Annotated in this window: 23 protein-coding genes; 17 read left to right on the forward strand and 6 right to left on the reverse strand. The window is 71.4% G+C overall.

Annotated elements, in window-relative coordinates; genetic code table 11:
- Positions 1-21 precede the first annotated feature (21 nt).
- The 3 genes from AB4K12_RS15875 to AB4K12_RS15885 all read right to left on the reverse strand — a co-directional run bounded on the left by AB4K12_RS15875 (position 22) and on the right by AB4K12_RS15885 (position 3,506).
- Positions 22-504, reverse strand: a complete 483-nt coding sequence (locus AB4K12_RS15875) for a MarR family winged helix-turn-helix transcriptional regulator (RefSeq protein ID WP_368434809.1) — start codon at positions 502-504, stop codon at positions 22-24.
- 50 nt (positions 505-554) lie between these two features.
- Positions 555-1,109, reverse strand: coding sequence for a Uma2 family endonuclease (locus AB4K12_RS15880; RefSeq protein ID WP_368434810.1), 555 nt, complete (start codon positions 1,107-1,109; stop codon positions 555-557).
- Positions 1,110-1,241: 132 nt separating this feature from the next.
- Entirely contained in the window at positions 1,242-3,506 is a 2,265-nt protein-coding gene (locus AB4K12_RS15885) for a (Fe-S)-binding protein (RefSeq protein WP_362256333.1), read from the reverse strand.
- 280 nt (positions 3,507-3,786) lie between these two features.
- Between AB4K12_RS15885 and dnaK the strand changes: the two genes are divergently transcribed.
- The 5 genes from dnaK (at position 3,787) to AB4K12_RS15910 (ending at position 9,090) form a co-directional block, all read left to right on the forward strand.
- On the forward strand, positions 3,787-5,637 hold the full coding sequence (gene dnaK, locus AB4K12_RS15890; RefSeq protein WP_368434811.1) for a molecular chaperone DnaK: 1,851 nt from the start codon (positions 3,787-3,789) through the stop codon (positions 5,635-5,637).
- Entirely contained in the window at positions 5,634-6,290 is a 657-nt protein-coding gene (grpE, locus tag AB4K12_RS15895; protein ID WP_362256339.1) for a nucleotide exchange factor GrpE, read from the forward strand. Before dnaK ends, grpE begins: the two co-directional genes overlap by 4 nt.
- 33 nt (positions 6,291-6,323) lie before the next feature.
- Positions 6,324-7,505, forward strand: coding sequence for a molecular chaperone DnaJ (dnaJ, locus tag AB4K12_RS15900; RefSeq protein ID WP_368434812.1), 1,182 nt, complete (start codon positions 6,324-6,326; stop codon positions 7,503-7,505).
- 4 nt (positions 7,506-7,509) lie between these two features.
- Positions 7,510-7,968: a heat shock protein transcriptional repressor HspR gene (locus AB4K12_RS15905; RefSeq protein WP_086573372.1), complete on the forward strand. Its 459-nt coding sequence runs from the start codon at positions 7,510-7,512 to the stop codon at positions 7,966-7,968.
- 189 nt (positions 7,969-8,157) lie between these two features.
- A complete protein-coding gene (locus tag AB4K12_RS15910; protein ID WP_368434813.1) occupies positions 8,158-9,090 on the forward strand; it encodes a hypothetical protein in 933 nt (310 codons plus the stop codon).
- Between the two features lie 11 nt (positions 9,091-9,101).
- Here the strand turns inward: AB4K12_RS15910 and AB4K12_RS15915 are convergent, their stop codons facing one another.
- Positions 9,102-9,506 (reverse strand): TIGR03618 family F420-dependent PPOX class oxidoreductase, encoded by a 405-nt coding sequence (locus AB4K12_RS15915; protein WP_086573370.1) that lies wholly within the window; start codon positions 9,504-9,506, stop codon positions 9,102-9,104.
- A gap of 241 nt (positions 9,507-9,747) precedes the next feature.
- Between AB4K12_RS15915 and clpB the strand changes: the two genes are divergently transcribed.
- Complete coding sequence (clpB, locus tag AB4K12_RS15920; protein ID WP_368434889.1) at positions 9,748-12,402, forward strand: ATP-dependent chaperone ClpB; 2,655 nt, start codon at positions 9,748-9,750, stop codon at positions 12,400-12,402.
- A gap of 85 nt (positions 12,403-12,487) precedes the next feature.
- Entirely contained in the window at positions 12,488-13,021 is a 534-nt protein-coding gene (locus AB4K12_RS15925; protein ID WP_368434814.1) for a YbjN domain-containing protein, read from the forward strand.
- Between the two features lie 30 nt (positions 13,022-13,051).
- Here the strand turns inward: AB4K12_RS15925 and AB4K12_RS15930 are convergent, their stop codons facing one another.
- Positions 13,052-14,281, reverse strand: coding sequence for a hypothetical protein (locus AB4K12_RS15930; RefSeq protein WP_368434815.1), 1,230 nt, complete (start codon positions 14,279-14,281; stop codon positions 13,052-13,054).
- 317 nt (positions 14,282-14,598) lie between these two features.
- On the opposite strand from AB4K12_RS15930, the gene AB4K12_RS15935 reads away from it, so the two are divergent.
- The 3 genes from AB4K12_RS15935 (at position 14,599) to AB4K12_RS15945 (ending at position 18,279) form a co-directional block, all read left to right on the forward strand.
- The gene (locus tag AB4K12_RS15935) at positions 14,599-15,777 is read left to right on the forward strand and encodes an aminotransferase class I/II-fold pyridoxal phosphate-dependent enzyme (protein WP_368434890.1); all 1,179 of its coding nucleotides are present in this window, start codon (positions 14,599-14,601) and stop codon (positions 15,775-15,777) included.
- A gap of 345 nt (positions 15,778-16,122) precedes the next feature.
- Positions 16,123-16,641, forward strand: a complete 519-nt coding sequence (locus tag AB4K12_RS15940) for a DUF2617 family protein (protein ID WP_368434816.1) — start codon at positions 16,123-16,125, stop codon at positions 16,639-16,641.
- Positions 16,642-16,716: 75 nt separating this feature from the next.
- A complete protein-coding gene (locus AB4K12_RS15945; RefSeq protein WP_368434817.1) occupies positions 16,717-18,279 on the forward strand; it encodes a polyamine aminopropyltransferase in 1,563 nt (520 codons plus the stop codon).
- On the opposite strand, the gene AB4K12_RS15950 is transcribed toward AB4K12_RS15945, so the two are convergent.
- Positions 18,267-19,190 (reverse strand): helix-turn-helix domain-containing protein, encoded by a 924-nt coding sequence (locus AB4K12_RS15950; protein WP_368434818.1) that lies wholly within the window; start codon positions 19,188-19,190, stop codon positions 18,267-18,269. The genes AB4K12_RS15945 and AB4K12_RS15950 overlap by 13 nt on opposite strands.
- Before the next feature lie 98 nt (positions 19,191-19,288).
- Between AB4K12_RS15950 and AB4K12_RS15955 the strand changes: the two genes are divergently transcribed.
- The 7 genes from AB4K12_RS15955 (at position 19,289) to AB4K12_RS15985 (ending at position 25,596) form a co-directional block, all read left to right on the forward strand.
- Positions 19,289-19,939: an NAD(P)-dependent oxidoreductase gene (locus AB4K12_RS15955; protein ID WP_368434819.1), complete on the forward strand. Its 651-nt coding sequence runs from the start codon at positions 19,289-19,291 to the stop codon at positions 19,937-19,939.
- 78 nt (positions 19,940-20,017) lie between these two features.
- The gene (locus tag AB4K12_RS15960; RefSeq protein ID WP_368434820.1) at positions 20,018-20,746 is read left to right on the forward strand and encodes an SRPBCC domain-containing protein; all 729 of its coding nucleotides are present in this window, start codon (positions 20,018-20,020) and stop codon (positions 20,744-20,746) included.
- A gap of 95 nt (positions 20,747-20,841) precedes the next feature.
- Positions 20,842-21,633 carry an aldose 1-epimerase gene (locus tag AB4K12_RS15965; protein ID WP_368434821.1) on the forward strand — a complete coding sequence of 264 codons (792 nt, stop codon included), beginning with the start codon at positions 20,842-20,844 and terminating at the stop codon, positions 21,631-21,633.
- Positions 21,634-21,637: 4 nt separating this feature from the next.
- Positions 21,638-22,183 carry an orotate phosphoribosyltransferase gene (pyrE, locus tag AB4K12_RS15970; RefSeq protein WP_368434822.1) on the forward strand — a complete coding sequence of 182 codons (546 nt, stop codon included), beginning with the start codon at positions 21,638-21,640 and terminating at the stop codon, positions 22,181-22,183.
- A 280-nt stretch (positions 22,184-22,463) separates the two neighbouring features.
- Complete coding sequence (gene fbaA, locus AB4K12_RS15975; protein ID WP_362256374.1) at positions 22,464-23,486, forward strand: class II fructose-bisphosphate aldolase; 1,023 nt, start codon at positions 22,464-22,466, stop codon at positions 23,484-23,486.
- 134 nt (positions 23,487-23,620) lie between these two features.
- Positions 23,621-25,099: an MFS transporter gene (locus AB4K12_RS15980; RefSeq protein WP_368434823.1), complete on the forward strand. Its 1,479-nt coding sequence runs from the start codon at positions 23,621-23,623 to the stop codon at positions 25,097-25,099.
- An 83-nt stretch (positions 25,100-25,182) separates the two neighbouring features.
- The gene (locus AB4K12_RS15985; RefSeq protein ID WP_086572931.1) at positions 25,183-25,596 is read left to right on the forward strand and encodes a DUF3151 domain-containing protein; all 414 of its coding nucleotides are present in this window, start codon (positions 25,183-25,185) and stop codon (positions 25,594-25,596) included.
- The last annotated feature ends 66 nt before the right edge of the window (positions 25,597-25,662 follow it).

The following is a 25,662-nucleotide window of genomic DNA, read 5'->3' on the forward strand; positions in this document are numbered from 1 at the left end:
CAGCGCGTGCTCAGCGCGCGTTCAGGAAGAGAGCGCCTCGATGCCCCCGGTGTTCTCGACCATCCGCTGCAGCACCCTGACCACGGTCGCGTACTCCTCGTCGCTGACGCCGTCGTGGATCTCCCCGCGCACCCGCACGACGACCTCCTTGGTCCGCTTCTTGGCCGCCCGGCCGGCGTCGGTCAGCAGGAAGCGGCCGGCGTCGTCCGGGCCCGTCACCCAGGAGCGGGCGACGAGGGAGTCGAGCGCCAGGTCGATCGAATCGCGCCCCTCGTCGAGGAACGTGGTCAGCAGCCCGTGCAGCTCCTCGCGCGTCAGCCCGTCCGTGGCGGCTTCGACGCGGTTGAGGATCCACCACTGCGGCTGGGTGATGTCCACCTGGGCCATGGCCGCGCGGATGTGCCGGATCACGGCCTTGTTGGCGACCCAGCTCCAGTAGCCGATGGGCTGGCCGGCGAGGTTGGCCGTGTCGGGGTTCGGGATTTCCGGCTTCGTCGTGGTCATGCGAACGACGATAGAACCTCAAGCTCACTTGAGATCAAGTGTGTTGGGGGTCACGGGTGGTAGCGGGGGAACTCGGAACTGTCGATCGTCCAAGGACCGACGGAGACCTTGTCGCCGAAGACGTAGTCGTGGCGGGCTCGGTAGCAGTGCTGCCCGTCCGAACCGATGCCCGGGTCGGACATGACCGCGATGGATCCCTTGCGCGGGTCGACGAGCAGGTACAGAGGGATGCCCATGCGGGGGTAGTCGCGCGTCTTCTGCGCGTAGTCGTTGGCATGGTTGGACGGGGAGACGACCTCAGCCGCCAGCTTGAGGTCCTGGGGATGGAAGGCTCCTGGCGTGTCCATCACGTCGATCGGGATGACGATGAGGTCCGGACGGCGCAGGATTCCGAGCGAAGGATCCTCCACGTCCCCGCCCGTATGCGCTGCGAGATCGTCTGCCACCTGGCGGTCCAGCTGACGGCGCAGCCTCCAGGCCGCGAGTTCATGAGTGCCCGACGGGCTCATCATCATGACGATCGTGCCGTCGGAAATCTCGACCTTCCCCGCATTCGGCAGCGCGGCAAGTTCTTCGGCGACGGCACGCATGCGGGCGTAGTCCATGACAGGGCTCCTGGGTGCGAGCTACGAGCGCGTACGCCTTCATCGTCCCACGCCCCTACGACGACGGCCGGTCCCCGCGAGAGATCGCGGGGACCGGCCGTACGCACGCGTGCGGGACGCCTACTTCACCGGCTACTTCACCGGCTCAGGCTCCGGCGTGTCCGCCGTTTCGCCGTCGCCCTCCGGGGCGGCCGGGGTCTTCACCGACTCCAGCAGCAGCTGGGCGACGTCGACGACCTGGATGGACTCCTTGGCCTTGCCGTCGTTCTTCTTGCCGTTGACCGAGTCGGTCAGCATGACGAGGCAGAAGGGGCAGGCGGTGGAGACGATGTCCGGGTTGAGGGACAGGGCCTCGTCGACGCGCTCGTTGTTGATGCGCTTGCCGATGCGCTCCTCCATCCACATGCGCGCACCGCCGGCGCCACAGCAGAAGCCGCGCTCCTTGTGACGGTGCATCTCCTCGTTGCGCAGGCCCGGCACCTTGGCGATGATCTCGCGCGGCGGGGTGTAGACCTTGTTGTGGCGGCCCAGGTAGCAGGGGTCGTGGTAGGTGATCAGACCCTCGACCGGGGTGACGGGGACCAGCTTGCCCTCGTCGATGAGGTGCTGCAGCAGCTGGGTGTGGTGGATGACCTCGTACTCGCCGCCGAGCTGCGGGTACTCGTTGGCGATGGTGTTGAAGCAGTGGGGGCAGGTCGCGACGATCTTCTTCTTCGCCTTCTCGACCTTGACGCCCTCCTCCGCGTCCTCGCCGAAGGCCATGTTCAGCATCTCGACGTTCTGCTGGCCGAGCTGCTGGAACAGGAACTCGTTGCCCAGGCGGCGCGGGGAGTCACCGGTGCAGTTCTCCTCGCCGCCCATGATGGCGAACTTCACGCCCGCCATGTGGAGCAGCTCGGCGAAGGCCTTGGTGGTCTTCTTGGCGCGGTCCTCCAGGGCGCCGGCGCAGCCGACCCAGTAGAGGTAGTCGACCTCGGTGAGGTCCTCGATGTCCTTGCCGACGACCGGGACCTCGAAGTCGACCTCCTTGGTCCACTGCAGGCGCTGCTTCTTCGCCAGGCCCCAGGGGTTGCCCTTCTTCTCCAGGTTCTTGAGCATCGTGCCCGCCTCGGACGGGAAGGAGCTCTCGATCATCACCTGGTAGCGGCGCATGTCGACGATGTGGTCGACGTGCTCGATGTCGACCGGGCACTGCTCGACGCACGCGCCGCACGTGGTGCAGGACCACAGCACGTCGGGGTCGATGACGCCGTTCTCCTCGAGCGTGCCGATCAGGGGGCGCTCGGCCTCGGCCAGGGCCGCCGCCGGGACGTCCTTCAGCTGCTCCTCGGTCGCCTTCTCGTTGCCCTCCGCGTCCTTGCCGCCGCCGGCGAGCAGGTAGGGGGCCTTGGCGTGCGCGTGGTCGCGCAGCGCCATGATGAGCAGCTTCGGCGACAGCGGCTTGCCGGTGTTCCAGGCCGGGCACTGCGACTGGCAGCGTCCGCACTCGGTGCAGGTGGAGAAGTCGAGGATGCCCTTCCAGGAGAACTCCTCGACCTTGGAGACGCCGAAGACGTCGTCCTCGCCCGGGTCCTCGAAGTCGATCGGCTTGCCGGCGCTGACCATCGGCTGCAGCGCGCCGAGAGCGACGTCGCCGTCGGCCTCGCGCTTGAACCAGATGTTGGGGAAGGCCAGGAAGCGGTGCCAGGCGACACCCATGTCCGTCTTGAGCGAGACCGTGATCATCCAGATGAAGGAGGTCGCGATCTTCAGGCCCGCGAAGAAGTAGGTGAGGTTCTGGAGCGTGGAGACGTCCATCCCCTCCAGCCACGAGACCACCGGGTACGAGACGAAGAACGAGGCCTCGTAGCCGTCCACATGGTGCTGGGCGCCCTCGAGCGCGTGCAGCATGAAGATGCAGACGCCGACGATGAGGATGACGGCCTCGACGAAGTACGCCTGGCCGGTGTTGGAGCCGGCGAAGCGGGACTTGCGGCCCGGCTTGTCCGGCCGGTTCAGCTGCCGGATGACGATGAGGGTCAGGATGCCGAGCGCGGTCATCGTGCCGAGGAACTCGACGAAGACGTTGTACGGCGCCCACTCACCGATGATCGGCAGGAGCCAGTCGGCCTGGAAGAGCTGACCGATGGCGTTGACGATCGTCAGCAGCAGGGAGAAGAAACCCACCGCCACGAACCAGTGCGCCACGCCGACCACGCCCCAGCGGTTCATCCGCGTGTGGCCGAGGAACTCCTTGGCGACGGTGACGGTCCGCTGCGTGGGGTCGTCGGTGCGGGTGCCGGCCGGTACGGGCTGACCCAGCCGTACGAAGCGGTAGATCTGCAGGAGGGCACGGCCGAACAGCGCGACGCCGACCGCGATAAGGACCAGCGACACAATGATCGCGGCGAGTTGCATGGGAAGGGCTCCTCGAACCTGCGAGAGCGGGATTACTAATCGGTAACTTATCCAGTCCGTACGAGACTACTCACTCCCGCGTGCGCGATATACCCGCACCGCCGGTGATCTGTGTCGCCAAGGCAAGCCTTGCTCCCCTCCTCGCTCCCTGCTGTGCGATCACGACTGCCAGTAAGACCTACATAAAAGTTGAGTGGGCCCGACTCAGGTCTGTTGACAGGTTTGCGGGGGCTGTTGCACCCTTGAGTCTGTTCCACTCAAGTCAGCTGGAGGAATCGACATGGCACGTGCGGTCGGCATCGACCTGGGTACGACGAACTCCGTCGTCAGTGTTCTCGAGGGCGGTGAGCCCACCGTCATCACCAACGCCGAGGGCGCCAGGACCACGCCGTCCGTCGTCGCCTTCGCGAAGAACGGTGAGGTGCTGGTCGGCGAGGTCGCCAAGCGCCAGGCCGTCACCAACGTCGATCGGACGATCCGCTCGGTCAAGCGCCACATGGGCACTGACTGGAAGATCAACATCGATGGCAAGGACTTCAACCCGCAGCAGATGAGCGCCTTCATCCTGCAGAAGCTCAAGCGGGACGCCGAGGCCTACCTGGGCGAGAAGGTCGTCGACGCGGTCATCACCGTCCCGGCGTACTTCAACGACTCCGAGCGTCAGGCCACCAAGGAGGCCGGTGAGATCGCGGGTCTGAACGTCCTGCGCATCGTCAACGAGCCCACCGCGGCCGCCCTGGCCTACGGCCTCGACAAGGACGACCAGACCATTCTGGTCTTCGACCTCGGTGGCGGCACCTTCGACGTCTCGCTGCTCGAGATCGGCGACGGCGTCGTCGAGGTCAAGGCCACCAACGGCGACAACCACCTCGGTGGTGACGACTGGGACCAGCGCGTCGTCGACTACCTGGTCAAGCAGTTCGCCAACGGCCACGGCGTCGACCTGTCCAAGGACAAGATGGCGCTGCAGCGTCTGCGCGAGGCCGCCGAGAAGGCGAAGATCGAGCTGTCCTCGTCCACCGAGACCTCGATCAACCTGCCCTACATCACGGCGTCCGCCGAGGGCCCGCTGCACCTGGACGAGAAGCTCACCCGCGCGCAGTTCCAGCAGCTGACCGCGGACCTGCTCGACCGCTGCAAGACCCCGTTCCACAACGTCATCAAGGACGCCGGCATCAGCCTGTCCGAGATCGACCACGTGGTCCTGGTCGGCGGTTCCACCCGTATGCCCGCCGTCGCCGAGCTCGTCAAGGAGCTGACCGGCGGCAAGGAGGCCAACAAGGGTGTGAACCCGGACGAGGTCGTCGCCATCGGCGCCTCGCTCCAGGCCGGTGTCCTCAAGGGTGAGGTCAAGGACGTCCTGCTCCTCGACGTGACCCCGCTGTCCCTCGGCATCGAGACCAAGGGCGGCATCATGACCAAGCTGATCGAGCGCAACACCACGATCCCGACCAAGCGCTCCGAGATCTTCACGACGGCCGAGGACAACCAGCCGTCCGTGCAGATCCAGGTCTACCAGGGCGAGCGCGAGATCGCGGCGTACAACAAGAAGCTCGGCATGTTCGAGCTGACCGGCCTGCCGCCGGCCCCGCGTGGCGTCCCGCAGATCGAGGTCTCCTTCGACATCGACGCCAACGGCATCATGCACGTGACCGCGAAGGACCTGGGCACGGGCAAGGAGCAGAAGATGACCGTCACCGGCGGCTCCTCGCTCGCCAAGGACGAGGTCGACCGCATGCGCCAGGAGGCCGAGCAGTACGCGGAGGAGGACCACCGCCGCCGCGAGGCCGCCGAGACCCGCAACCAGGGCGAGCAGCTCGTCTACCAGACCGAGAAGTTCCTCAAGGACAACGAGGACAAGGTCCCGGCCGAGGTGAAGACCGAGGTCGAGACCGCGGTCGCCGAGCTGAAGGAGAAGCTCAAGGGCGAGGACGCGGCCGAGATCCGCACGGCGACCGAGAAGGTCGCCGCGGTCAGCCAGAAGCTCGGTCAGGCCATGTACGCCGACGCCCAGGCCGGTCAGGCCGCGGGCGGTGCCGACGCCGGTGCCGGCCAGGCCAAGGCCGAGGACGACGTCGTCGACGCCGAGATCGTGGACGACGAGAAGCCGAAGGGCGGTGCGTCGGCGTGACGGAGGAGACCCCGGGCTTCAACGAGAACGAGAAGCCTGAAGGCCCCTCCGACGCCACGACCCCCGATGACGCGGCGAAGGCCGCCGGATCCGCCGACAAGGCGGGTCCGGCCGGCCCGGCCGCGCCCGGCGAAGAGCTCGTCGAGGTAGGCCTCCAGGCACAGCTGGACCAGGCCCAGGCCGCGCTCACCGAGCGCACCGCGGACCTCCAGCGGCTCCAGGCCGAGTACCAGAACTACCGTCGCCGTGTGGAGCGGGACCGCGTCACGGTCAAGGAGATCGCCGTCGCGAACCTCCTGTCCGAGCTCCTGCCCACGCTCGACGACATCGGTCGCGCCCGTGACCACGGCGAGCTCGTCGGCGGCTTCAAGTCCGTCGCCGAGTCGCTGGAGACGGTCGTGTCCAAGATGGGCCTGCAGCAGTTCGGCAAGGAGGGCGAGCCCTTCGACCCGCTGGTGCACGAGGCCCTGATGCACAGCTACGCGCCCGACGTCACCGAGACCACCTGCGTGCAGATCCTGCAGCCGGGGTACCGGATCGGCGAGCGCACGATCCGCCCCGCGCGGGTCGCGGTCGCCGAGCCGCAGCCGGGCGCCGGCCCCAAGGGCGACGAGGCGTCGGACGAGGAGAACGGTGGCCCGGAAGAGGGCTGACGCCCTGGGTGACGGGAAGGAGGGACGTCGGGGATGAGCCTGAGCAGGGACTTGCTGGAGAAGGACCTCTACAAGGTCCTCGGCGTCCCCAAGGACGCCACCGAATCGGAGATCAAGAAGGCGTACCGGAAGCTCGCCCGCGAGTACCACCCGGACGCCAACAAGGGTGACTCCTCGGCCGAGGAGCGCTTCAAGGAGATCTCCGAGGCGAACGACGTCCTCGCCGACGCCAAGCGCCGCAAGGAGTACGACGAGGCGCGCGCCCTGTTCGCCAACGGCGGCTTCCGCGCCGGGCCGGGCGGCGGCGGCTCGTTCAACTTCGACCTGGGCGACCTCTTCGGGGGCGCCCAGGGCGGCGGCGGTGCGGGCGGTGCCGGCGGCTTCGGCGGCGGGCTGGGCGACGTGTTCGGCGGCCTCTTCAACCGGGGCGGTACGAGCACCCGCAGCCAGCCGCGTCGCGGCCAGGACATCGAGTCCGAGGTGACGCTCAACTTCACCGAGGCGGTGGAGGGGGCCACGGTCCCGCTGCGGATGTCCTCCGCCGCGGCGTGCAAGGCCTGCTCCGGCACCGGTGACAAGAACGGCACGCCCAGGGTCTGCCCGACCTGTGTCGGCACCGGCCAGGTGTCGCGCGGCTCGGGCGGCGGCTTCTCGCTGACCGACCCCTGCCCGGACTGCAAGGGCCGCGGGCTGACCCCCGAGAACCCCTGCGACGTCTGCCACGGCAGCGGGCGCGCCAAGTCCTCCCGCACGATGCAGGTCCGCATCCCCGCCGGCGTGTCCGACGGCCAGCGGATCCGGCTGCGGGGCAAGGGCGCTCCGGGCGAGCGCGGCGGCCCGAACGGCGACCTCTACGTCGTCGTCCACGTCGGCACCCACCCGGTCTTCGGGCGCAAGGACGACAACCTCACCGTCACCGTGCCCGTCACCTTCGTGGAGGCGGCGCTGGGCGGCGAGGTCAAGGTCCCTACGCTCGGCGGCCCCCCGGTCACCCTGAAGCTGCCCGCGGGTACGCCCAACGGCCGCACGATGCGCGCCCGTGGCAAGGGCGCGGTGCGCAAGGACGGCACCCGCGGCGACCTCCTGGTCACCGTCGAGGTCGCCGTGCCCACGGACCTCGACGACAAGGCCAGGGAAGCCCTGGAGTCCTACCGCGAGGCCACCGCGGGCGAGGATCCGCGAGCGGAGTTGTTCGAGGCTTCGAAGGGAGCGTGAACCCATGGAAGGTGTCGGCCGCCGACGAAACCCCTATGAGCTGACCGACGAGTCGCCGGTCTACGTGATCTCGGTCGCCGCTCAGCTCTCGGGGCTGCATCCGCAGACCCTGCGGCAGTACGACCGTCTCGGCCTGGTCTCCCCCGACCGTACGGCCGGGCGGGGCCGACGCTATTCCGCGCGCGACATCGAGCTGCTGCGGCAGGTCCAGCAGCTGAGCCAGGACGAGGGCATCAACCTGGCCGGCATCAAGCGCATCATCGAGCTGGAGAACCAGGTGGCCGCGCTCGCCGCGCGCGTCGCCGAGCTCCAGGCCGTCGTCGACGGCGCGGCGGCCGCCATGCAGCAGCGCGAGGCCCAGGTCCACGCCTCGTACCGCCGCGACCTGGTGCCGTACCAGGACGTCCAGCAGGCCGGCGCGCTGGTCGTGTGGCGTCCACGACGGGACCAGCGGGAACGCTGACGCCGAGGACCCGGAAGGGGCCGGGAGAGCCAGAGGCTCTTCCGGCCCCTTCGTTTTTCCCTGGCGACGTGTCCGCGCTGCGACTTGTCCACGGCGGCTTGTCCACACAGAGTCATCCACACAGAGTCATCCACAGAGAGTTATCCACAGGCCTGGCGGGTGACGGTGGGTGACCGGGACACTCGGGGCATGACGGGGGACACGACTTCTCTGCGGGCCCTGGCCGATGCCCAGGGCGGGGTGGTGCTCACGGCCCAGGCGCTGGCCGGGGGCTGGACGCGGGGGCGGCTCGGCCGCTTCCTGGCATCGGACGGATGGGCGAGGATCCGCGGCGGCGCCTGGCTCGCGCCGGGCCGCGAGGCGGGGCCGGGGGAGCTGCTGTGGGCGCATCAGCTGCTGCGGCCGGAGTTCGTGGTGAGCCACTGGTCGGCCGCCGCGCTGCACGGCGTGGAGGGCGGGCCGCCGGCCCGGCCCGAGTTCGTCTGCGCCGCCCGGGCGGCGGTGAAGGGCGTGAGGCTGCACCGGCTGCCGCTGGAGCCCGGCGAGGTGACGGCCGTCGGGGGCCTGCGGGCGACCACCGTCGCGCGGACCATGGCGGACCTGCTGCGGGCCGGGCCCCGGGACGAGGCGCTGCTGGCGGTCGACTCGGCCCTCGCCTGGCGGCATGTCGCGGCGCCGGGTGCGCGGGGCGCGCGAAGACCCCCGCTGACCACGCTCGACGCGATCGGCCGTGCCCTGACGAGCGCCCCGGCGCTGCGTGGCGCCCGGGGCGCCGCCTGGTGGCTGGCGCTGGCCGACCCCAGGGCGGGCTCACCCGCCGAGACCCTCGCCCGCCTGCGGATGCACGACGCGGGGCTCCATCCCGAGACGCAGGCCGTGCTGGTGGTCCCGGCCACGGGCCGGCGCGTCTATCCCGACTTCCTCTTCCGGCGGCAGGGCCTGGTCGTGGAGACCGAGGGGTACGCCTGGCACGGCAGCAGGGCGCAGCACCAGCGGGACGTCATACGGTTCAACGCCCTCGCGGCCTGCCCGGAGGTGCGCCGCATCCTGCGGTTCACCACGGCCGACGTCCGTGACCGCCCGGCCCTGATGATCCGCGACATCCGCGCCGCGCTGGCCTGACGGCCCGCGGCTCAGCCCCGGCCCAGCGCCCGGGTGACCGTGATCTCGATGACCACGCGCTCGGGGTTGGGCCGCGGGACGCGCTCGTAGCGCTCGGCGTAGCGGGTGACGGCGTCGGCGACGGCGTCGGCCTCGGTGCGGACGACGGCGCGGCCCTCGAGGGTGGCCCAGCGCCGGCCCTCGAGCTGGCAGACGGCCACGCGGGCGCCGTCGGGGCCCGCGGCCAGGACGTTGAGGGCCTTGCGGCTGTTCTTGCCGGTGATGACACGGGCGATCCGGGCCCCGGGGTCGAAGGTGACGCCGACGGGGACGACGTGCGGCGAGCCGTCCGGGCGGGGGGTGGTGAGGGTGCAGATGTGCCGCTCGCGCCAGAAGGCGAGGTAGGCGGGGTCGAGATCGAGGAGGTCCAGAGCCATGGAAGGAAGCCTAGGCGGCCGGGGGGCCGGGCCGGGGGCGGTCGCGCTCGCGGGTTCGGGGCACGGCGGCTTCACTCACAAGTGGGGCATTTCGCCGCGACCGTCTACCGAAGACAAGGTTGAGTGGAATAGACTCAACTTATCGCACGCTGATCCAAGCAGGACTGCGAGATCTGGGCATACGACACCCGGGCCTGTGACACCGCAGGCCAGCACGAGCCACAAGGAGGAGCGCGAAGCCGTGGATGCCGAGCTGACCAACAAGAGCCGTGAGGCGCTCAGCGCCGCGAACGACCGCGCCGTGTCGGCGGGCCACGCCGACCTGACACCCGCGCACCTGCTGCTGGCACTGCTGGCCGGCCGGGACAACGAGAACGTGATGGACCTGCTGGCCGCGGTGGAGGCCGACGCCGCCGCCCTGCGCTCGGGCGCCGAGCGGATTCTCGCCTCGCTGCCCAGCGTCCAGGGGTCCACCGTGGCCCCGCCGCAGCCCAACCGCGAGCTGCTGGCCGCCCTGGCGGACGCCTCGGAGCGGGCGCGCGACCTGGGCGACGAGTACGTCTCCACCGAGCACCTGCTCATCGGCCTCGCGGCCAAGGGTGGCCGGACCGGTGAGCTGCTGGCCGACCAGGGGGCCTCGGCCCGGAAGCTGCTGCAGGGCTTCGAGACCGCCCGGGCCGGGCAGCGCGTGACCTCGCCGGACCCGGAGGGCACGTACAAGGCGCTGGAGAAGTTCGGTACGGACTTCACCGCCGCCGCCCGGGAGGGCAGGCTCGACCCCGTCATCGGGCGGGACCACGAGATCCGCCGCGTCGTGCAGGTCCTCTCGCGGCGCACGAAGAACAACCCCGTGCTCATCGGCGAGCCGGGCGTCGGCAAGACCGCCGTCGTCGAGGGGCTCGCGCAGCGGATAGTGAAGGGCGACGTCCCCGAGTCCCTGAGGAACAAGCGCCTGGTCGCACTGGACCTGGGGGCGATGGTCGCGGGCGCGAAGTACCGGGGCGAGTTCGAGGAGCGGCTGAAGACCGTGCTGGCCGAGATCAAGGCCAGCGACGGGCAGATCATCACGTTCATCGACGAGCTGCACACCGTCGTCGGGGCCGGCGCCGGCGGGGACTCCGCCATGGACGCGGGGAACATGCTCAAGCCCATGCTGGCGCGCGGCGAGCTGCGCATGGTCGGCGCGACCACCCTCGACGAGTACCGCGAGCGGATCGAGAAGGACGCCGCGTTGGAGCGCCGCTTCCAGCAGGTGCTGGTCGCCGAGCCGTCCGTGGAGGACTCGATCGCCATCCTGCGCGGTCTCAAGGGCCGCTACGAGGCCCACCACAAGGTGCAGATCGCCGACTCCGCGCTGGTCGCGGCCGCCACGCTGTCCGACCGGTACATCACCTCCCGCTTCCTGCCCGACAAGGCCATCGACCTCGTCGACGAGGCCGCCTCCCGGCTGCGCATGGAGATCGACTCCTCGCCCGTCGAGATCGACGAGCTGCAGCGCGCCGTCGACCGGCTGAAGATGGAGGAGCTCGCGCTCAACAACGAGTCCGACGAGGCCAGCAAGGAGCGGCTCGCCAAGCTGCGCCGCGACCTCGCCGACAAGGAGGAGGAGCTGCGCGGCCTGACCGCCCGCTGGGAGAAGGAGAAGCAGTCCCTCAACCGCGTCGGCGAGCTCAAGGAGCGCCTCGACGACCTGCGGGTGCAGGCCGAGCGCGCCCAGCGCGACGGCGACTTCGACACCGCCTCCAAGCTGCTCTACGGCGAGATCCCGGCCGTGGAGCGTGAGCTGGCGGAGGCCGCGGAGGAGGAGGCCGAGGCCGAGCAGGAGGCCGCGGCCAAGGACCTCATGGTCAAGGAGGAGGTCGGCCCGGACGACATCGCCGACGTCGTCGCCTCCTGGACCGGCATCCCGGCGGGGCGCCTGCTGGAGGGCGAGACGCAGAAGCTGCTGCGCATGGAGGACGAGCTCGGCAAGCGGCTGATCGGCCAGAGCGAGGCCGTGCGGGCCGTCTCGGACGCCGTGCGGCGCTCCCGGGCCGGCATCGCCGACCCCGACCGTCCCACCGGCTCCTTCCTCTTCCTCGGCCCGACCGGCGTCGGCAAGACCGAGCTGGCCAAGGCGCTCGCCGACTTCCTCTTCGACGACGAGCGGGCGATGGTCCGCATCGACATGAGCGAGTACGGCGAGAAGCACTCCGTCGCCCGGCTGGTCGGCGCGCCGCCCGGCTACGTCGGCTACGAGGAGGGCGGTCAGCTGACCGAGGCCGTGCGTCGGCGCCCGTACAGCGTGGTGCTGCTGGACGAGGTGGAGAAGGCCCACCACGAGGTCTTCGACATCCTGCTGCAGGTGCTCGACGACGGCCGGCTCACGGACGGCCAGGGCCGGACGGTGGACTTCCGCAACACCATCCTCATCCTCACCTCCAACCTCGGCTCGACGTTCCTGGTGGACCCGCTGCTGAAGGAGGAGCAGAAGAAGGAGAGGGTGCTGGAGACGGTACGGGCCTCCTTCCGCCCCGAGTTCCTCAACCGCCTCGACGACATCGTGGTCTTCCACCCGCTCGGCACCGGCCAGCTGGAGCGGATCGCCCAGATCCAGCTCGGCCATCTGCAGCGCCGTCTGGCCGACCGCAGGCTCACCCTGGAGGTGGACGACGACGCGCTGCGCTGGCTGGCCACGCTGGGCCACGCGCCGCGGGCGGAGGGTGGCGAGGCGCCGGACCTCACCTACGGCGCCCGCCCGCTGCGCCGCCTGGTCCAGACCGCCATCGGCGATCAGCTCGCCCGGGCCATCCTGGCGGGCGACGTCCGGGACGGGGACACGGTCCGTGTCGGTGTCGCCGAGGGACACGGGTCGCTCACCGTTTCGCCTGCTCGCGAGGGTGTCATCGGGAAATAGGTGGGACAACAGGCCGGGCGGGGGTTGCCAGCTCCCGCCCGGGATGGGGGAGGATGGCGTCAGACCGTACGAAGGGAATAACACGGTGAGCATCGACCCGTCCTCGATTCCGAATTTCGGGGGCCAGCCCGAACCGCAGCCTGAGGCGGGCCCGACAGGCCCCGTCATCCCCGACCAGGACCTGGTCAAGCAGCTCCTCGAGCAGATGGAGCTGAAGTACGTCGTGGACGACGAGGGTGACCTCGCCGCGCCGTGGGAGCAGTTCCGGACGTACTTCATGTTCCGCGGCGAGGAGGAGCAGCAGGTCTTCTCCGTGCGCACGTTCTACGACCGTCCGCACGGCATCGAGGAGAAGTCCAAGCTCCTCGAGGTCATCGACGACTGGAACCGTCGCACGCTGTGGCCGAAGGTCTACACCCACACCCACGACGACGGCACCGTTCGCATGATCGGTGAGGCGCAGATGCTGATCGGCGTCGGCGTCGCGCTGGAGCACTTCGTCTCCAGCACCGTCAGCTGGGTGCGCGCCTCGATCGAGTTCGACAAGTGGCTCGTCGAGCAGCTCGGCCTGGAGGCCGACGCGGAGTCCGGCGACCAGAAGCCGGACGACGAGGAGTAGGACCCGGCCGCGGGCCCCCGGGGCTGCGTGTCACATCGGGACTCTGGCGACCGCCAGCAGGTAGGTCCCGTAGAAGAACGACAGCCCGGCCAGCGCGCCCGCCGTCATGGCGACGGTGCGCGGCCGGGCTCTGGCCATGGCCACGGCGGCCGGCAGCAGCAGCGGGAAGGCCGGCAGCAGGAAGCGCGGCTTGGACGCGAAGTAGCTGGAGCCGCCGACCGCGATGACGGTCAGCACGAGCACGTACACCAGCAGGGCCGCCGGCGGGCGGTCCAGGGCGAGGAAGAGCAGCGCGACGAGGGCGGCGCCCAGGATCGCCAGCGTGACGTAGTACGCCATGTAGTCCCGCGCGACGATCAGATGCCGGGCGAAGAGGAACGCGTCCCGCCCGAAGTCGAAGCGCGAGCCCCACAGCCGCTGGACCTCGAAGTAGCCGAGCGGCCCGCCACCGGAGCGCAGCCCGGCCCACAGCACGTAACCGGCCCAGCCCAGCGGCGCCATGGCCGCGCACCCCCACACCCGCCAGTTCCCGCGCGAGCGCCCGTCGCGCCACAGCGCGAGGCCGGCCGCGCAGGCGATGGCCGCGGCCACGGCGACGGCGTTGGGCCGGGAGAGCCCGGCCAGCAGGGCCAGCGCCCCCGCCGACAGCCACCGCTCGGAGATCGCCGCGTACAGCGCCCACGCCGCGAGCGCCGTCATCAGGGACTCGGTGTAGGCCATGGTCTGCACGATCGCGTGCGGCAGCAGCGCCCACAGCAGCACCAGCAGGGTCCCCACCCGCGGCCCGTGCAGCCGCTCGCCGACCGCGTAGATGCCCCAGGCCGCCGCTCCGGCCGCCGCCCAGGCCACGAGCAGCCCGGCGCTGACGATCGTCAGCGGCAGGACGGTCGCCACGGCGCGCACCAGCCCGGGGTAGAGCGGGAAGAAGGCGAGGTCGTTGTAGAAGACGTCGGGCGAGGTGGGGGAGGGAACGATCAGTCCGTAGCCGTCGCGCGCGATGCCGGCGTACCAGATGCCGTCCCAGAGGTGGCCGAGCAGCGTGCGCGGATGCTTGCCCACCCACCACGCCCACGCCGCCATCACCGTCATGCCGGTCAGCCGGACGGACGCGTACAGCCAGAGCGCGGGCAGCGCCCGGCGCAGCGCCTCGCGCACCCGGTCCGCGCGGTCGGCGCGGCGGCGGTCGCGGGCGGTGCGGCGCTGACCGGGCGTGCGGGCGGGCGCCGCGACGCGGTGGACGGTGGGGCCGGCGGCGGACACGGGGGCACCTCCGGTGCGGTGCTGCGGGAAAGTGGAGGTATACGGAGGCATACCGACGGCAGCCCGTTCGGCATTCCGGCGGCATACCGACCATGCGGCCCGTGCCTCGCGCGCGCGACCTGCAGCGCCCGTAAGCGGTGCACCTTCCACCCGCTCGGCCGCACAACCGGAGTGTCTGCGTCCGGACGATCCCGCGTCGTGTGCCGCGTCATGTGCTGTGCCGCCCGGGGCGTTCTGCCTAGGGTGAGGACGATCAGCGGAGCCGATGAGGACCGAGGGGAGCGGGATCGGGGATGGCCGAGAACGTCGAGATCACGATGGGTGCGCGGGGGGCGGACTGGAGTCCGGCGGCGCGGGTGCGCGGCCTGGGGACGTCCGTCTTCACGGAGATGACCGAGCTGGCCCGCAGCACGGGAGCGGTCAACCTGGGCCAGGGGGTGCCCGAGCTGGACGCTCCCGCGGCCCTGCTGCGGGACGTCGCCGAGACGGTGCTCGCGGGCGGCAACCAGTACCCGCCCGCCCACGGCTTCCCCGCGCTGCGGGAGGCCGTCGCCGCGCATCAGCTCCGGCGGTACGGGCTTTCGTACGACCCGCGGGACGAGGTGCTGGTCACCACGGGCGCGACGGAGGCCCTGGCGGCGGCGCTGCTGGGGCTGTGCGACCCGGGCGACGAGGTCATCGCCTTCGACCCCTGCTACGACGCCTACCCGGCGGGGGCGCGCTTCGCGGGCGCCCGGCTGGTGCCCGTACCCCTGGCGGAGGACGGCGACGGTTTCGTGCTCGACGCGGACGCGCTGCGCGCCGCGGTCACCCGGCGCACCCGCGTCCTGCTGCTCAACACTCCGCACAACCCCACCGGCAAGGTGTTCACCGACGGGGAACTGGCCGCGGTGGCGGAGGTCTGCCGGGAGCACGACCTGACGGTGGTGACGGACGAGGTCTACGAGCACCTGGTCTACGACGGGGCCGGGCACCGGACGATCGCCGCACTGCCGGGGATGCGCGAGCGGACGCTGACGATCTCATCGGCCGGCAAGACCTTCAACGTCACCGGCTGGAAGGTCGGCTGGGTGTGCGGCCCGGCCCGTCTGGTGGCGGCCGTGGCGGCGGCGAAGCAGTTCCTCACCTACGCCTCGGGCACGCCCTACCAGGAGGCGCTCGCGCGGGCGCTGGGGGGCGTGGAGGAGTGGGCGGCCGAGCTCAGGGCGTCGCTGCGCCGCAATCGCGACCTGCTGAGCGAGGGGCTCGCGCGGGCGGGGCTGCGCCCCCTTCGCGCGGACGCCGGCTATTTCGTGCAGGCGGACATCCGCGCGTGGGGGCACGCGGACGGCGTGCGATTCTGCCGTGAACTCCCTTTGCACGCCGGGGTGGTGGCCATTCCCACGTCCGCCTTCCAAATGCGCCCGGACGCCCCGTCCTATCTGGTGCGATTCTCCTTCTGCAGACGCGAGAAGTCGGTGGTCGAGGCGGTGGAGAAGCTGGTAGCCGCTATGTGATCAGTGGGATTGCAAGCGGCCCAAGGCCATTCGCATATGCGTCCGGCGGATTTCGACATCCGTCGGACGCCGGTGTGTTGAACATTTGAGCTGCACGGCCCTCGCGTGGATGGAAAGTTGCAGATGATGGGTAAAACTGCTGTGCACGCGGCTCATTCGTGATTCCCTCTCATTCAGAGCCACGTTGAGAGACAACTCCTCGGAATCGCCGGAATCCGGAATCCCACCCGCCGGAGCGGAACCAGGGGCCTCGAATGTGGGCATGAGCCGGCGCACCCGAAAGGAATCTGGTCCTCCTCGGGGCGGGCCGGCCCACCCTCCACTGCTCGCTCGCGGAGCCGACCCATGCTCACCACCCTCAAGACCACCTACACCGATACCCGCGCCGCCGATCTCGCCTGGTGTCTGGGCAAGGAGCCCCTTCCCGCGCTGGCGGTGCTCGACCTCCACCTCGACGGCGCGGCCGTCCAACTGCGCCTGCTGGGCGCCTCCCACCAGGTCATACTCGAAGAGGAGGACGGCATCTGCTCGGAGACGGTCGCTTGCATAGCCGGCAGCAGTACCCCGCTCCCGCTGGGAGTCGCCCGGCGCGTCGGCGCATGGGAGTACGAATTCGCCGCCCGCGTCGAGACCCTCTCCAGATGCTCGTTCGCAGGGCGCGCCCAGGAGCTGCTGGCCCTGGTCGCCGAGCACCCGCAGGGCCTGGCCGGCACCTTTCCCGGCAGCCCCCACGCCTTCACCGCGCTGCTGGCCCAGCGCCACGACGGCCAGATCAGCTGGCGCACCTGGCACGCCTACCCCCAGGAGGGGAGGCTGGTCGCCACCCGCACCCGCGTGGGCGTGCGCATGGCGGCCCCCATCTGAGGTCACCCCAGCGTGTGACGATTAAACCCGTGTGGGTGACAAAGGGTATGCCGGTTCGTGACGTAGCGTTCCCGCATGGTCCACCACCCCCCGGTACCAGCGAGGCTGCCCGTACCGGCAGGGCTCGGCCGCCTCCTCGTTCTGACCACGGTCTTCGTCTGCGCGGCCTGCGGGCTGGTGTACGAGCTGGAACTGGTCGCCCTGGCCTCGTACTTGATCGGTGACTCCGTCACCCAGGCCTCCGTCGTCCTGTCGGTGATGGTCTTCGCCATGGGCGTCGGCTCCCTGCTCGCCAAACGGTTGCGCGACCGCGCGGCCGTCGGTTTCGCGGCGGTCGAGGCGGGGCTGGCGCTGACCGGCGGGCTGTCGGCCATGGCGCTGTACGCCTGCTTCGCCTGGTACGGACAGGCCCGGCCCGCGCTGGTGGGCTTCTCGCTCGCCATCGGGGTGCTGATCGGCGCCGAGGTGCCGCTGCTGATGACCCTCATCCAGCGCATCCGCCGGCAGGACGCGGGCGGCGCGGTCGCCGACCTCTTCGCCGCCGACTACGTGGGCGCCCTGGTCGGAGGGCTCGCCTTCCCGTTCCTTCTGCTGCCCGTGCTGGGCCAGTTGACGGGCGCCCTGCTGACCGGCGCGGTGAACGCGGTCGCCGGCGGGGCGCTGGTGCTCTGGCTCTTCCGGGGCGACCTGAGCGCGCGGGCACGCTGGGTGCTGGTCACCGCGAACGCGCTGGTGCTGGTGCTGCTGGCCGTCTGCTCCGCGCTCACCGGGCCCTTCGAGCGGGCCGCGCGCAACGCCGTGTACGGGGCCGACGTCCGGGTGGCCGTGCAGTCGGAGGTGCAGGAGGTCGTCCTGACCGGCGGCGGCGCCGACGGTCAGCCGCTGTCCCTCTTCCTGGACGGGCGGCTGCGGGTCAGCGGCGACGACGAATACCGCTACCACGAGGCCCTGGTGCACCCCGCGATGGCGGGCCCCCACCGCGACGTCCTCGTCCTCGGCGGCGGCGACGGCCTCGCGGTGCGCGAGCTGCTGCGTTATCCGGACGTCGGCTCGGTGACCGTCGTCGAGCTCGACTCCGCCGTGCTGCGGCTGGCCCGCACGGACGCCGGCCTCGTGGCGCTCAACCGCGGCGCCTACCGCGATCCGCGCGTCAGGGTCGTGGCCGCCGACGCGTTCGAGTGGCTGCGCGCGCCGCGCGGGGCCGCCGAAGGTCCGTACGACGTGGTGATCTCCGACCTGCCCGATCCCGGCGTGACGCCCAGCGCCAAGCTGTACTCCCAGGAGTTCTACGGGCTGGTGACGCGGGTGCTCGCGCCCGGCGGCCGATTAGCCGTGCACGGGGGCGACCTCGACGCGCGTCCGCGCACCTTCTGGACCGTGGACGCCACGGTCCGTTCCGTGGGGCTGCGGACCGCGCCCTACGAGGTCCGGGCGCCGGCCGCGCGGGACGAGCGCCGCCCGGGCTGGGGCTTTCTGCTCGCCGCCCGCTCGCCCGTACGGCTGCGGCTGCCCGACGCCCACCCGTATCTGCCCTCCCTGACGCCCGAGAAGCTGGGCGAGGAGGCCCACGAGGCCGCGCGGCGCAGGGAGACGGGGCTGCTGCCGTCCACGTTGATGCACCCGCGCTACGCGCAGTGAGGCCCACCGGGCGGCGCCGGCCGCAGGGACGCGCGGAAGGCCCCCGGGGCGAGGCCCGCGCGGTGCTGGAAGAACTTGGAGAAGTTCGCCGCGTCGTCGAAACCCAGGCGGGCGGCGATCCGGGCGGCGGACAGCTCGCTGTGCGCGAGGAGCCGCTTGGCCTCCAGCATCACGCGCTGGTCGACGAACTCCTTGGCCCCCGCCCCGGTCGCCGCCAGCGTGGCCCGGGAGAGGGTGCGGGAGGAGTAGCCGAGCGCGCGGGCGTAGTCGGCGACCCGGCGGTGGGTGGCGAAGTCACGCTCGACCGCGGCCCGGAAGCGCGAGAACGCGTCGCCGGCGGCGGGCGGCGGCCCCGCCACGGCCGCGGTGTGCGCCAGGCGCAGCACCAGCACGGAGAACAGGTGCCGCAGGACGTCCGTGTGCACGCCCGCGGGGAGCCCGGCGCCGGTGCGGTAGTCGGTGGCCAGGTGGCGTACGGCGCAGAAGACGGCCTCCCGGTCGCCGCCCTCGGGCCGCCACAGCACCGGTCGGAACGGGTCGTCCGCCGTGGCCGCGACGCTGCTGCCGGGCGGCAGGAAGCCGGGCTCGACGAGGACGACGGTGCCCTCGACGCCGGTGACGTCGTCGCCGAACTGCTGCACCTGGCCGGGGCGCACCCACAGCACGCGGCCGGCGGCGAGGGAGTGGGCGGTGAAGTCCACGATGTGCGAGGCGGCGCCGGAGTCGACGGTGATGATCTGGTGGAAGTCCAGCCGCTGGGGCCTGGTCAGCAGGCCGTCCAAGGCGCGCTCGCGGAGCTCGGCGAGCGTCATCACCTCGAGGCCGGCGGGGCTGCCGGGCGGGGGGTCGTAGGCGAGGTCGAGGATCTCGCCGGGCTCGCCGTCCGGGTCGTCGTGTCGTTTTCTCACCATGAGCAGGCGCGAGCCTACCTCGCCGCGGGGCACCGGTCTGCCTAGCGTGGGTGTTCGGCACTGACCGCCGTTTCCGCAGTTCCAGAGGAGAAACCCCCATGGCCAAGATCGCTCTCTTCGGCGCCACCGGCACGATCGGCAGCCGCGTCCTGCGCGAGGCGCTGGACCGCGGCCACCAGGTCACCGCGGTCGTCCGCGACCCGGCGAAGGTCACCGAGCAGCACCCCAACCTCACCGTCACCACCGGTGACGTCCTCGACCCCGCGTCGGTCACCGAGGCCGCCCGGGGCCGGGACGTCGTGGTCAGCGCGGTGGGCGGCGGCGACGGCCCCGGCCACCTGGCGACCATCGAGCCCGCGGCCAAGTCGCTGGTGGCGGGCCTGCGCGCGCTCGGCGACGCGGCCCCGCGGCTGGTGGCGGTGGGCGGCGCGGGCTCGCTGCGCACGCCGGACGGCAAGCAGGTGTGGGACGCCGAGGGGCTGCCGGAGTTCCTGCTGCAGATCATGCACGCGCACGGTGACGCGCTGGACTTCTACCGCACGGTCTCCGACGTCCGCTGGACCAACATCAGCCCCGCGGGCCTCATCGAGCCCGGCGAGCGCACCGGCACCTACCGCACGGCGCTGGACGACCTCGTGGTGGACGCGGACGGCAAGAGCCGGATCTCCGCCGAGGACTACGCGGTGGCGCTCATCGACGAGATCGAGACGCCGAAGCACGTCGGAGAGCGCTTCACTGTCGGAGACTGACCGTCTTCTGACGGAAAGTTCGATCGGATTCGACCGGGGCGGTACCGGTACGGGGCCCGGTGGGTAGGCTCGCTAGCTATGGAGCATGAGGTGTTCGTTCCGTTTCCCGTGGAAGCGGTGCGGCGAGTTCTTTCCGACCCCGCGCGCGTCGCGCGCTGCGTGCCCGGCCTGCAGCAGGACGCCTCGGCCGGCGCCGCGCTCACGGGGCGCCTGCGGCTGCGCATCGGCGGCTCGACGATCACCTACCGGGGAGCGCTCCGGCTCACCGAGCGGGACGGCTCGTACGAACTGTCCGGCGAGGGCACGGAGGCACGGGGCTCCGGCACGGTCACCCTCATGCTGAGCGTCATGCCGGAGGAGATGCCCGGCGGCACCCGGTTGACCTGCACCGGAACGGTGGGCGGCGCCGGGCGGCTCACGGAGTTCGACACCAAGACCGCGGAGTCGGCGGCGCGGCGGCTGCTCGACCGGTTCGCCGCGGCACTGGCCGAGGAGCTGCGCGACGACGCCGCGACGGCCGTGGAGGCGGTGCCGCCGGTCGTCGTGGAGGCGGAGGAAGTCCCCGAGTTCGAGGACGAGGTCCTCGACGACGAGGAGCCCCCGGCCGAGGCCGCGCACGCCCGCCGCACGATGATCGGCCGCAGCGCGGAGGAGGTCGACCACGCGCCGCCGAGGGGCCGTTACGCCCCCGTCCCGGCACCGGAGACGGCCTCCGGCACGGCGGTCCTGCGCTGGGCCGCCCCGGCGGCGGCCATCGCCCTGGCGGGCGCGGTGGTCGTGACCCGGGCCCTGCGGCGCAAGCGCTGAACGTCCTGACCGTCTCCAAACCGTGCGTCTCCAAACCATGCGTCTCCCACCGGAATCGGTGGGTGTGTCCGGGCGTCAGGACATAGGCTCGAAGAGTGAGCGATGACGTACGCCTGAAGGCCGCGAACGCCGCGGTGACCCTGGATCCCGGCAACGGCTGCCGCCTGAGCAGCCTCAAGATCGACGACACCGAACTCCTGCGCCAGGGAGACCACTACGGCGCCTTCCCCATGGTCCCGTGGTGCGGCCGCATCGAGCTCGGCCGCTTCCGCAACGGCGGCGACACCCACCAGATGCCGGTCAACCACCCCCCGCACGCCATTCACGGAACCGGGCGGGACACCGCCTGGCGCACCGCCCGTGCGGACGAGCGCTCGGCGGCGTTCACCTACGACCTCGCCGACCCCTGGCCGTACACCGGACGCGTCACCCAGCTGGCCGAGCTGACGGAGAATTCCCTCACCCTCACCATGGGCGTCGAGACCTACGACGACTCCTTCCCGGCGCAGGCCGGCTGGCACCCCTGGTTCCTGCGGAACCTGGGCACCGGCAAGGACGTGGAGATCGGCTTCCAGGCCGCCTGGCAGGAGGAGCGCGGCGACGACCACCTCCCCACCGGCCGCCGCATCACCCCCCGGCCCGGCCCGTGGGACGACTGCTTCGGGATGCCCGACGGCGTGGACGTCACCCTCACCTGGCCCGGAGCCCTGGAGCTGAAGATCACCAGCCGTGCCGAGTGGGTCGTGGTCTACGACGAGCAGACCGAGGCGGTCTGCGTCGAGCCGCAGTCCGGCCCGCCCAACGGGCTGAACACCCACCCGCGCCTCGTCACGCCGATCGACCCCCTGGAGATCTCCACGACGTGGACCTGGCGGTCGCTGGCCTAAGCTCATGGCCATGAGCGATGCGCGTGACGCCCTGCTGCAGCAGATCAAGGACAAGGCCGTGGTGCACGGCAAGGTGACCCTCTCCTCCGGCAAGGAGGCCGACTACTACATCGACCTGCGCCGGATCACCCTGGACGCCGAGGCCGCGCCCCTGGTCGGCCAGGTGATGCTGGACGCCACGGCGGACCTGGACTTCGACGCCGTCGGCGGCCTCACCCTGGGTGCCGACCCGGTCGCCACCTCGATGCTGCACGCGGCCGCCGCGCGCGGCCGCAAGCTGGACGCGTTCGTCGTCCGCAAGGCGCAGAAGGCGCACGGCATGCAGCGTCGCATCGAGGGCCCGGACATCAAGGGCCGTCGCGTGCTCGTCGTCGAGGACACCTCCACCACCGGCGGCTCCCCGCTGACCGCCGTCGAGGCGGCCCGGGAGGCCGGCGCCGAGGTCGTGGCCGTGGCCACGATCGTCGACCGCGGCGCCCAGTCGGCCATCGAGGGCGCGGGCCTGCGCTACATCACCGGCTACGCCCTGGGTGACCTGGACCTGGGCTGACCCCGGCCGCGACCTCCGGTCCGGACTCGGTCCGGATTCGGGTCGGGTGCGGGCTTTTCCGGAAAAGCGTCGCCGAAGGGCGCGTGGTTTCACGTGAAACCACGCGCCCTTCGTCCGTATATGCCCTTCGCATATGTGTATACGCCCCTCGCATATGAGCGTGGTGGACCTCATGTGGAGCAATTCGAGGAGTCTGGGAAGATGGGTCCGACGATGACCGTCGCCCCCTAGGTCAGGGCCCGTATTTCGCCCGTACCCGCACATCACAAGGAGCGGACAGATGCCCATCGCAACCCCCGAGATCTACAACGAGATGCTCGACCGGGCGAAGGCAGGCAAGTTCGCCTACCCGGCCATCAACGTCACCTCGACGCAGACGCTCCACGCCGCGCTGCGCGGCTTCGCCGAGGCGGAGAGCGACGGCATCATCCAGATCTCCACGGGTGGCGCGGAGTTCCTGGGCGGCCAGTACAGCAAGGACATGGTCTCGGGCGCCGTCGCGCTCGCCGAGTTCGCGCACGTCGTCGCCAAGAAGTACCCGGTGAACATCGCGCTGCACACCGACCACTGCCCGAAGGACAAGCTGGACGGCTACGTCCGTCCGCTGCTGGCCATCTCGCAGGAGCGCGTCGCCGCCGGCCTGAACCCGCTCTTCCAGTCCCACATGTGGGACGGCTCCGCCGAGAAGCTCGACGAGAACCTGGCCATCGCCAAGGAGCTGCTCGCCGAGGCCGTGAAGGCGAAGATCATCCTCGAGGTCGAGATCACCCCGACCGGCGGCGAGGAGGACGGCGTCTCCCACGAGATCAACGACGACCTCTACACCACCGTCGCGGACGTGGAGCGCACCGCCGAGGCCCTCGGCCTGGGCGAGAAGGGCCGCTACCTGCTGGCCGCCTCCTTCGGCAACGTCCACGGCGTCTACAAGCCGGGCAACGTCGTCCTCAAGCCGGAGCTGCTGCGTGAGCTGCAGGACGGCATCGCCGCCAAGCACGGCAAGGCCGACCCGTTCGACTTCGTCTTCCACGGCGGCTCCGGCTCCACCGAGGAGGAGATCCGCACCGCGCTGGAGAACGGCGTCGTGAAGATGAACCTCGACACCGACACCCAGTACGCCTTCACCCGTCCGGTGGCGGCGCACATGTTCAAGAACTACGACGGCGTCCTGAAGGTCGACGGCGAGGTCGGCGACAAGAAGACCTACGACCCGCGCACCTGGGGCAAGCTGGCCGAGGCGAGCATGGCCGAGCGCGTGACCAAGGCCTGCGCCGACCTGCGCTCCACGGGCACCAAGCTCAAGTAGGCGCGTGAGCGTCGAGTAGGCGACGTCGAGGGCCCGGCACGGATCACCGTGCCGGGCCCTTCGCGTTCGCACAGGCCGTCCGGACCACCCGGCCCGCACTGGCCGTGGACGCCCGGCGCGGGGATCATCCAGGTATGAGCGACTCGGCAGCGGACGCCGGCGCCGTCCGCCTCGGCACCCCCGTGGGGCGCTGGGTCGTGCTCACGGCCGTGCTCGGGTCGGGCATGGCGATGCTGGACAGCACGGTCGTCAACGTCGCCCTGCCGCACATCGGCAAGGACCTCGACGCGGATCTGGGCGCCCTGCAGTGGACGGTCAACGCCTACATGCTCACCCTCGCGGGCCTGATCCTGCTGGGCGGCTCGCTGGGCGACCGGTACGGGCGCCGGCGGGTGTTCGTGACCGGCACGGTGTGGTTCGCGCTGGCCTCGCTGCTGTGCGGGCTGGCACCGGACGCCGGGATCCTGATCGCCGCCCGCGCGCTGCAGGGCGTCGGCGGGGCGCTGCTGACCCCCGGCTCGCTGGCGCTGATCCAGGCGGTGTTCCACCCCGACGACCGGGCGGGCGCGGTGGGCGCCTGGTCGGGCCTGGGCGGCGTGGCGTCGGCCGTCGGCCCGTTCGTGGGGGGCTGGCTGGTGGACGGGCCGGGCTGGCGCTGGGTCTTCCTGATCAACCTGCCGCTGGCCGCCGTCTGCGTGCCGGTGGCCCTCAAACACGTGCCCGAGACCCGCGACCCGTCCGCCCACGGCCGCTTCGACGTCCTCGGCGCGGCGCTGGGGGCGCTGGCCCTCGCCGCGGTGACGTACGCGCTCATCGCGGCCCCGGACAAGGGCGCCTCGCCCTGGGTGATCGTCCCGGGGGTCGCCGGAGTGCTGCTGGGCGTTGCGTTCGTGTACGTCGAGGGGCGGCGGGCGAACCCGATGCTGCCGCTGGAGATCTTCCGCGTACGGCAGTTCTCGGCGATCAACGTCGTCACGGTCTTCGTCTACGCCGCCTTCAGCGGGTTCTTCTTCCTCTCCGTCCTCCAGTTGCAGGTGGTGCTCGGCTGGTCGGCCCTCGAGGCGGGTACGGCCCTGCTGCCCACGACCGTGCTCATGCTGATGCTGTCCGCCCGTTCGGGACGGGTCGCCCAGCGTGTGGGCGCGCGCCTGCCGCTGACCGTCGGGCCGCTGCTGTGCGCGGCGGGCCTGCTGCTGATGACGCGGGTGGGCGCGGGCGCGCGGTACTGGACCGACGTGCTGCCGGCCCTCGTCGTGCTGGGTATGGGCATGGTGGTGCTGGTGGCCCCGCTGACCGCCACGGTCCTGGCCTCCGTCGACGTCGCCCGCGCCGGGCTGGCCAGCGGCATCAACAACGCCGCCGCGCGCGCGGCCGGCCTGATCGCGGTGGCGGCGCTGCCGCTGGCGGCCGGGATGGGCCCCGACGTGTACCGCGACCCGGCGGCGTTCTCGGCCGCCTTCGACCGCGCGATGCTGCTGTGCGCGGGCGCGCTGCTGGTGGGGGCGGCGCTGGCCTGGGGCACGGTCCGGGCGCCCGAGCGGGGCGTGTGTCATCCCGAGTGCGAATACCACTGCGGGGTCACCGCGCCGCCGCTCGACCCCGGGGAGGCCTAGGGAGGCCTAGGGGGGCCTGGGGCGTGTCCGATGTCCCGGCACGGACCGTGGCCGCCGTCCGCTGCTGGGGCAGACTGGAGCTCATGTCCATTCACGAGAACCTTCTCGGGGGCCCGGCCCCGACGCACCTGCCCGACGACCCCGAGCCGCGCGAGCTGCTCGCCTCCGGAGCGGCCCCCTCCGAGGTCGCCGCGAAGTACCCGGCGTCCTCCCTCGCCTGGGCCCAGCTCGCCGACGAGGCGTTCGAGGCCGGCCGCGTCGTCGAGTCCTACGCGTACGCCCGCACCGGCTACCACCGTGGCCTCGACGCGCTGCGCCGCAGCGGCTGGAAGGGCCACGGCCCGGTGCCGTTCGAGCACGAGCCCAACCGGGGCTTCCTGCGCGCCCTGCACGCCCTCGCCCGGGCCGCGCAGGCCATCGGCGAGAACGAGGAGTACGAGCGCTGCTCGACGTTCCTGCGCGACAGCTCCCCGACGGCCGCCAACACCCTGGGCTGAGCCTTCGGCACGGCCGGAACGCCCCGCCGCCGCGGGGCGTTCCCGCCGGTCAGCTCTTGCGCGAGC

It is taken from the genome of Streptomyces sp. C36 (assembly GCF_040932295.1).
GTDB classification, from domain to species: Bacteria; Actinomycetota; Actinomycetes; order Streptomycetales; family Streptomycetaceae; genus Streptomyces; species Streptomyces triculaminicus.

Coding starts and splice junctions, on each gene's coding strand:
- AB4K12_RS15875 (WP_368434809.1), bottom strand. CDS start 504: ATGACCACGACGAAGCCGGAAATCCCGAACCCCGACACGGCCAACCTC.
- AB4K12_RS15880 (WP_368434810.1), bottom strand. CDS start 1,109: ATGGACTACGCCCGCATGCGTGCCGTCGCCGAAGAACTTGCCGCGCTG.
- AB4K12_RS15885 (WP_362256333.1), bottom strand. CDS start 3,506: ATGCAACTCGCCGCGATCATTGTGTCGCTGGTCCTTATCGCGGTCGGC.
- dnaK (WP_368434811.1), top strand. CDS start 3,787: ATGGCACGTGCGGTCGGCATCGACCTGGGTACGACGAACTCCGTCGTC.
- dnaJ (WP_368434812.1), top strand. CDS start 6,324: ATGAGCCTGAGCAGGGACTTGCTGGAGAAGGACCTCTACAAGGTCCTC.
- AB4K12_RS15905 (WP_086573372.1), top strand. CDS start 7,510: ATGGAAGGTGTCGGCCGCCGACGAAACCCCTATGAGCTGACCGACGAG.
- AB4K12_RS15910 (WP_368434813.1), top strand. CDS start 8,158: ATGACGGGGGACACGACTTCTCTGCGGGCCCTGGCCGATGCCCAGGGC.
- AB4K12_RS15915 (WP_086573370.1), bottom strand. CDS start 9,506: ATGGCTCTGGACCTCCTCGATCTCGACCCCGCCTACCTCGCCTTCTGG.
- AB4K12_RS15935 (WP_368434890.1), top strand. CDS start 14,599: ATGGGTGCGCGGGGGGCGGACTGGAGTCCGGCGGCGCGGGTGCGCGGC.
- AB4K12_RS15940 (WP_368434816.1), top strand. CDS start 16,123: ATGCTCACCACCCTCAAGACCACCTACACCGATACCCGCGCCGCCGAT.
- AB4K12_RS15945 (WP_368434817.1), top strand. CDS start 16,717: ATGGTCCACCACCCCCCGGTACCAGCGAGGCTGCCCGTACCGGCAGGG.
- AB4K12_RS15950 (WP_368434818.1), bottom strand. CDS start 19,190: ATGGTGAGAAAACGACACGACGACCCGGACGGCGAGCCCGGCGAGATC.
- AB4K12_RS15955 (WP_368434819.1), top strand. CDS start 19,289: ATGGCCAAGATCGCTCTCTTCGGCGCCACCGGCACGATCGGCAGCCGC.
- AB4K12_RS15960 (WP_368434820.1), top strand. CDS start 20,018: ATGGAGCATGAGGTGTTCGTTCCGTTTCCCGTGGAAGCGGTGCGGCGA.
- pyrE (WP_368434822.1), top strand. CDS start 21,638: ATGGCCATGAGCGATGCGCGTGACGCCCTGCTGCAGCAGATCAAGGAC.
- fbaA (WP_362256374.1), top strand. CDS start 22,464: ATGCCCATCGCAACCCCCGAGATCTACAACGAGATGCTCGACCGGGCG.
- AB4K12_RS15980 (WP_368434823.1), top strand. CDS start 23,621: ATGAGCGACTCGGCAGCGGACGCCGGCGCCGTCCGCCTCGGCACCCCC.
- AB4K12_RS15985 (WP_086572931.1), top strand. CDS start 25,183: ATGTCCATTCACGAGAACCTTCTCGGGGGCCCGGCCCCGACGCACCTG.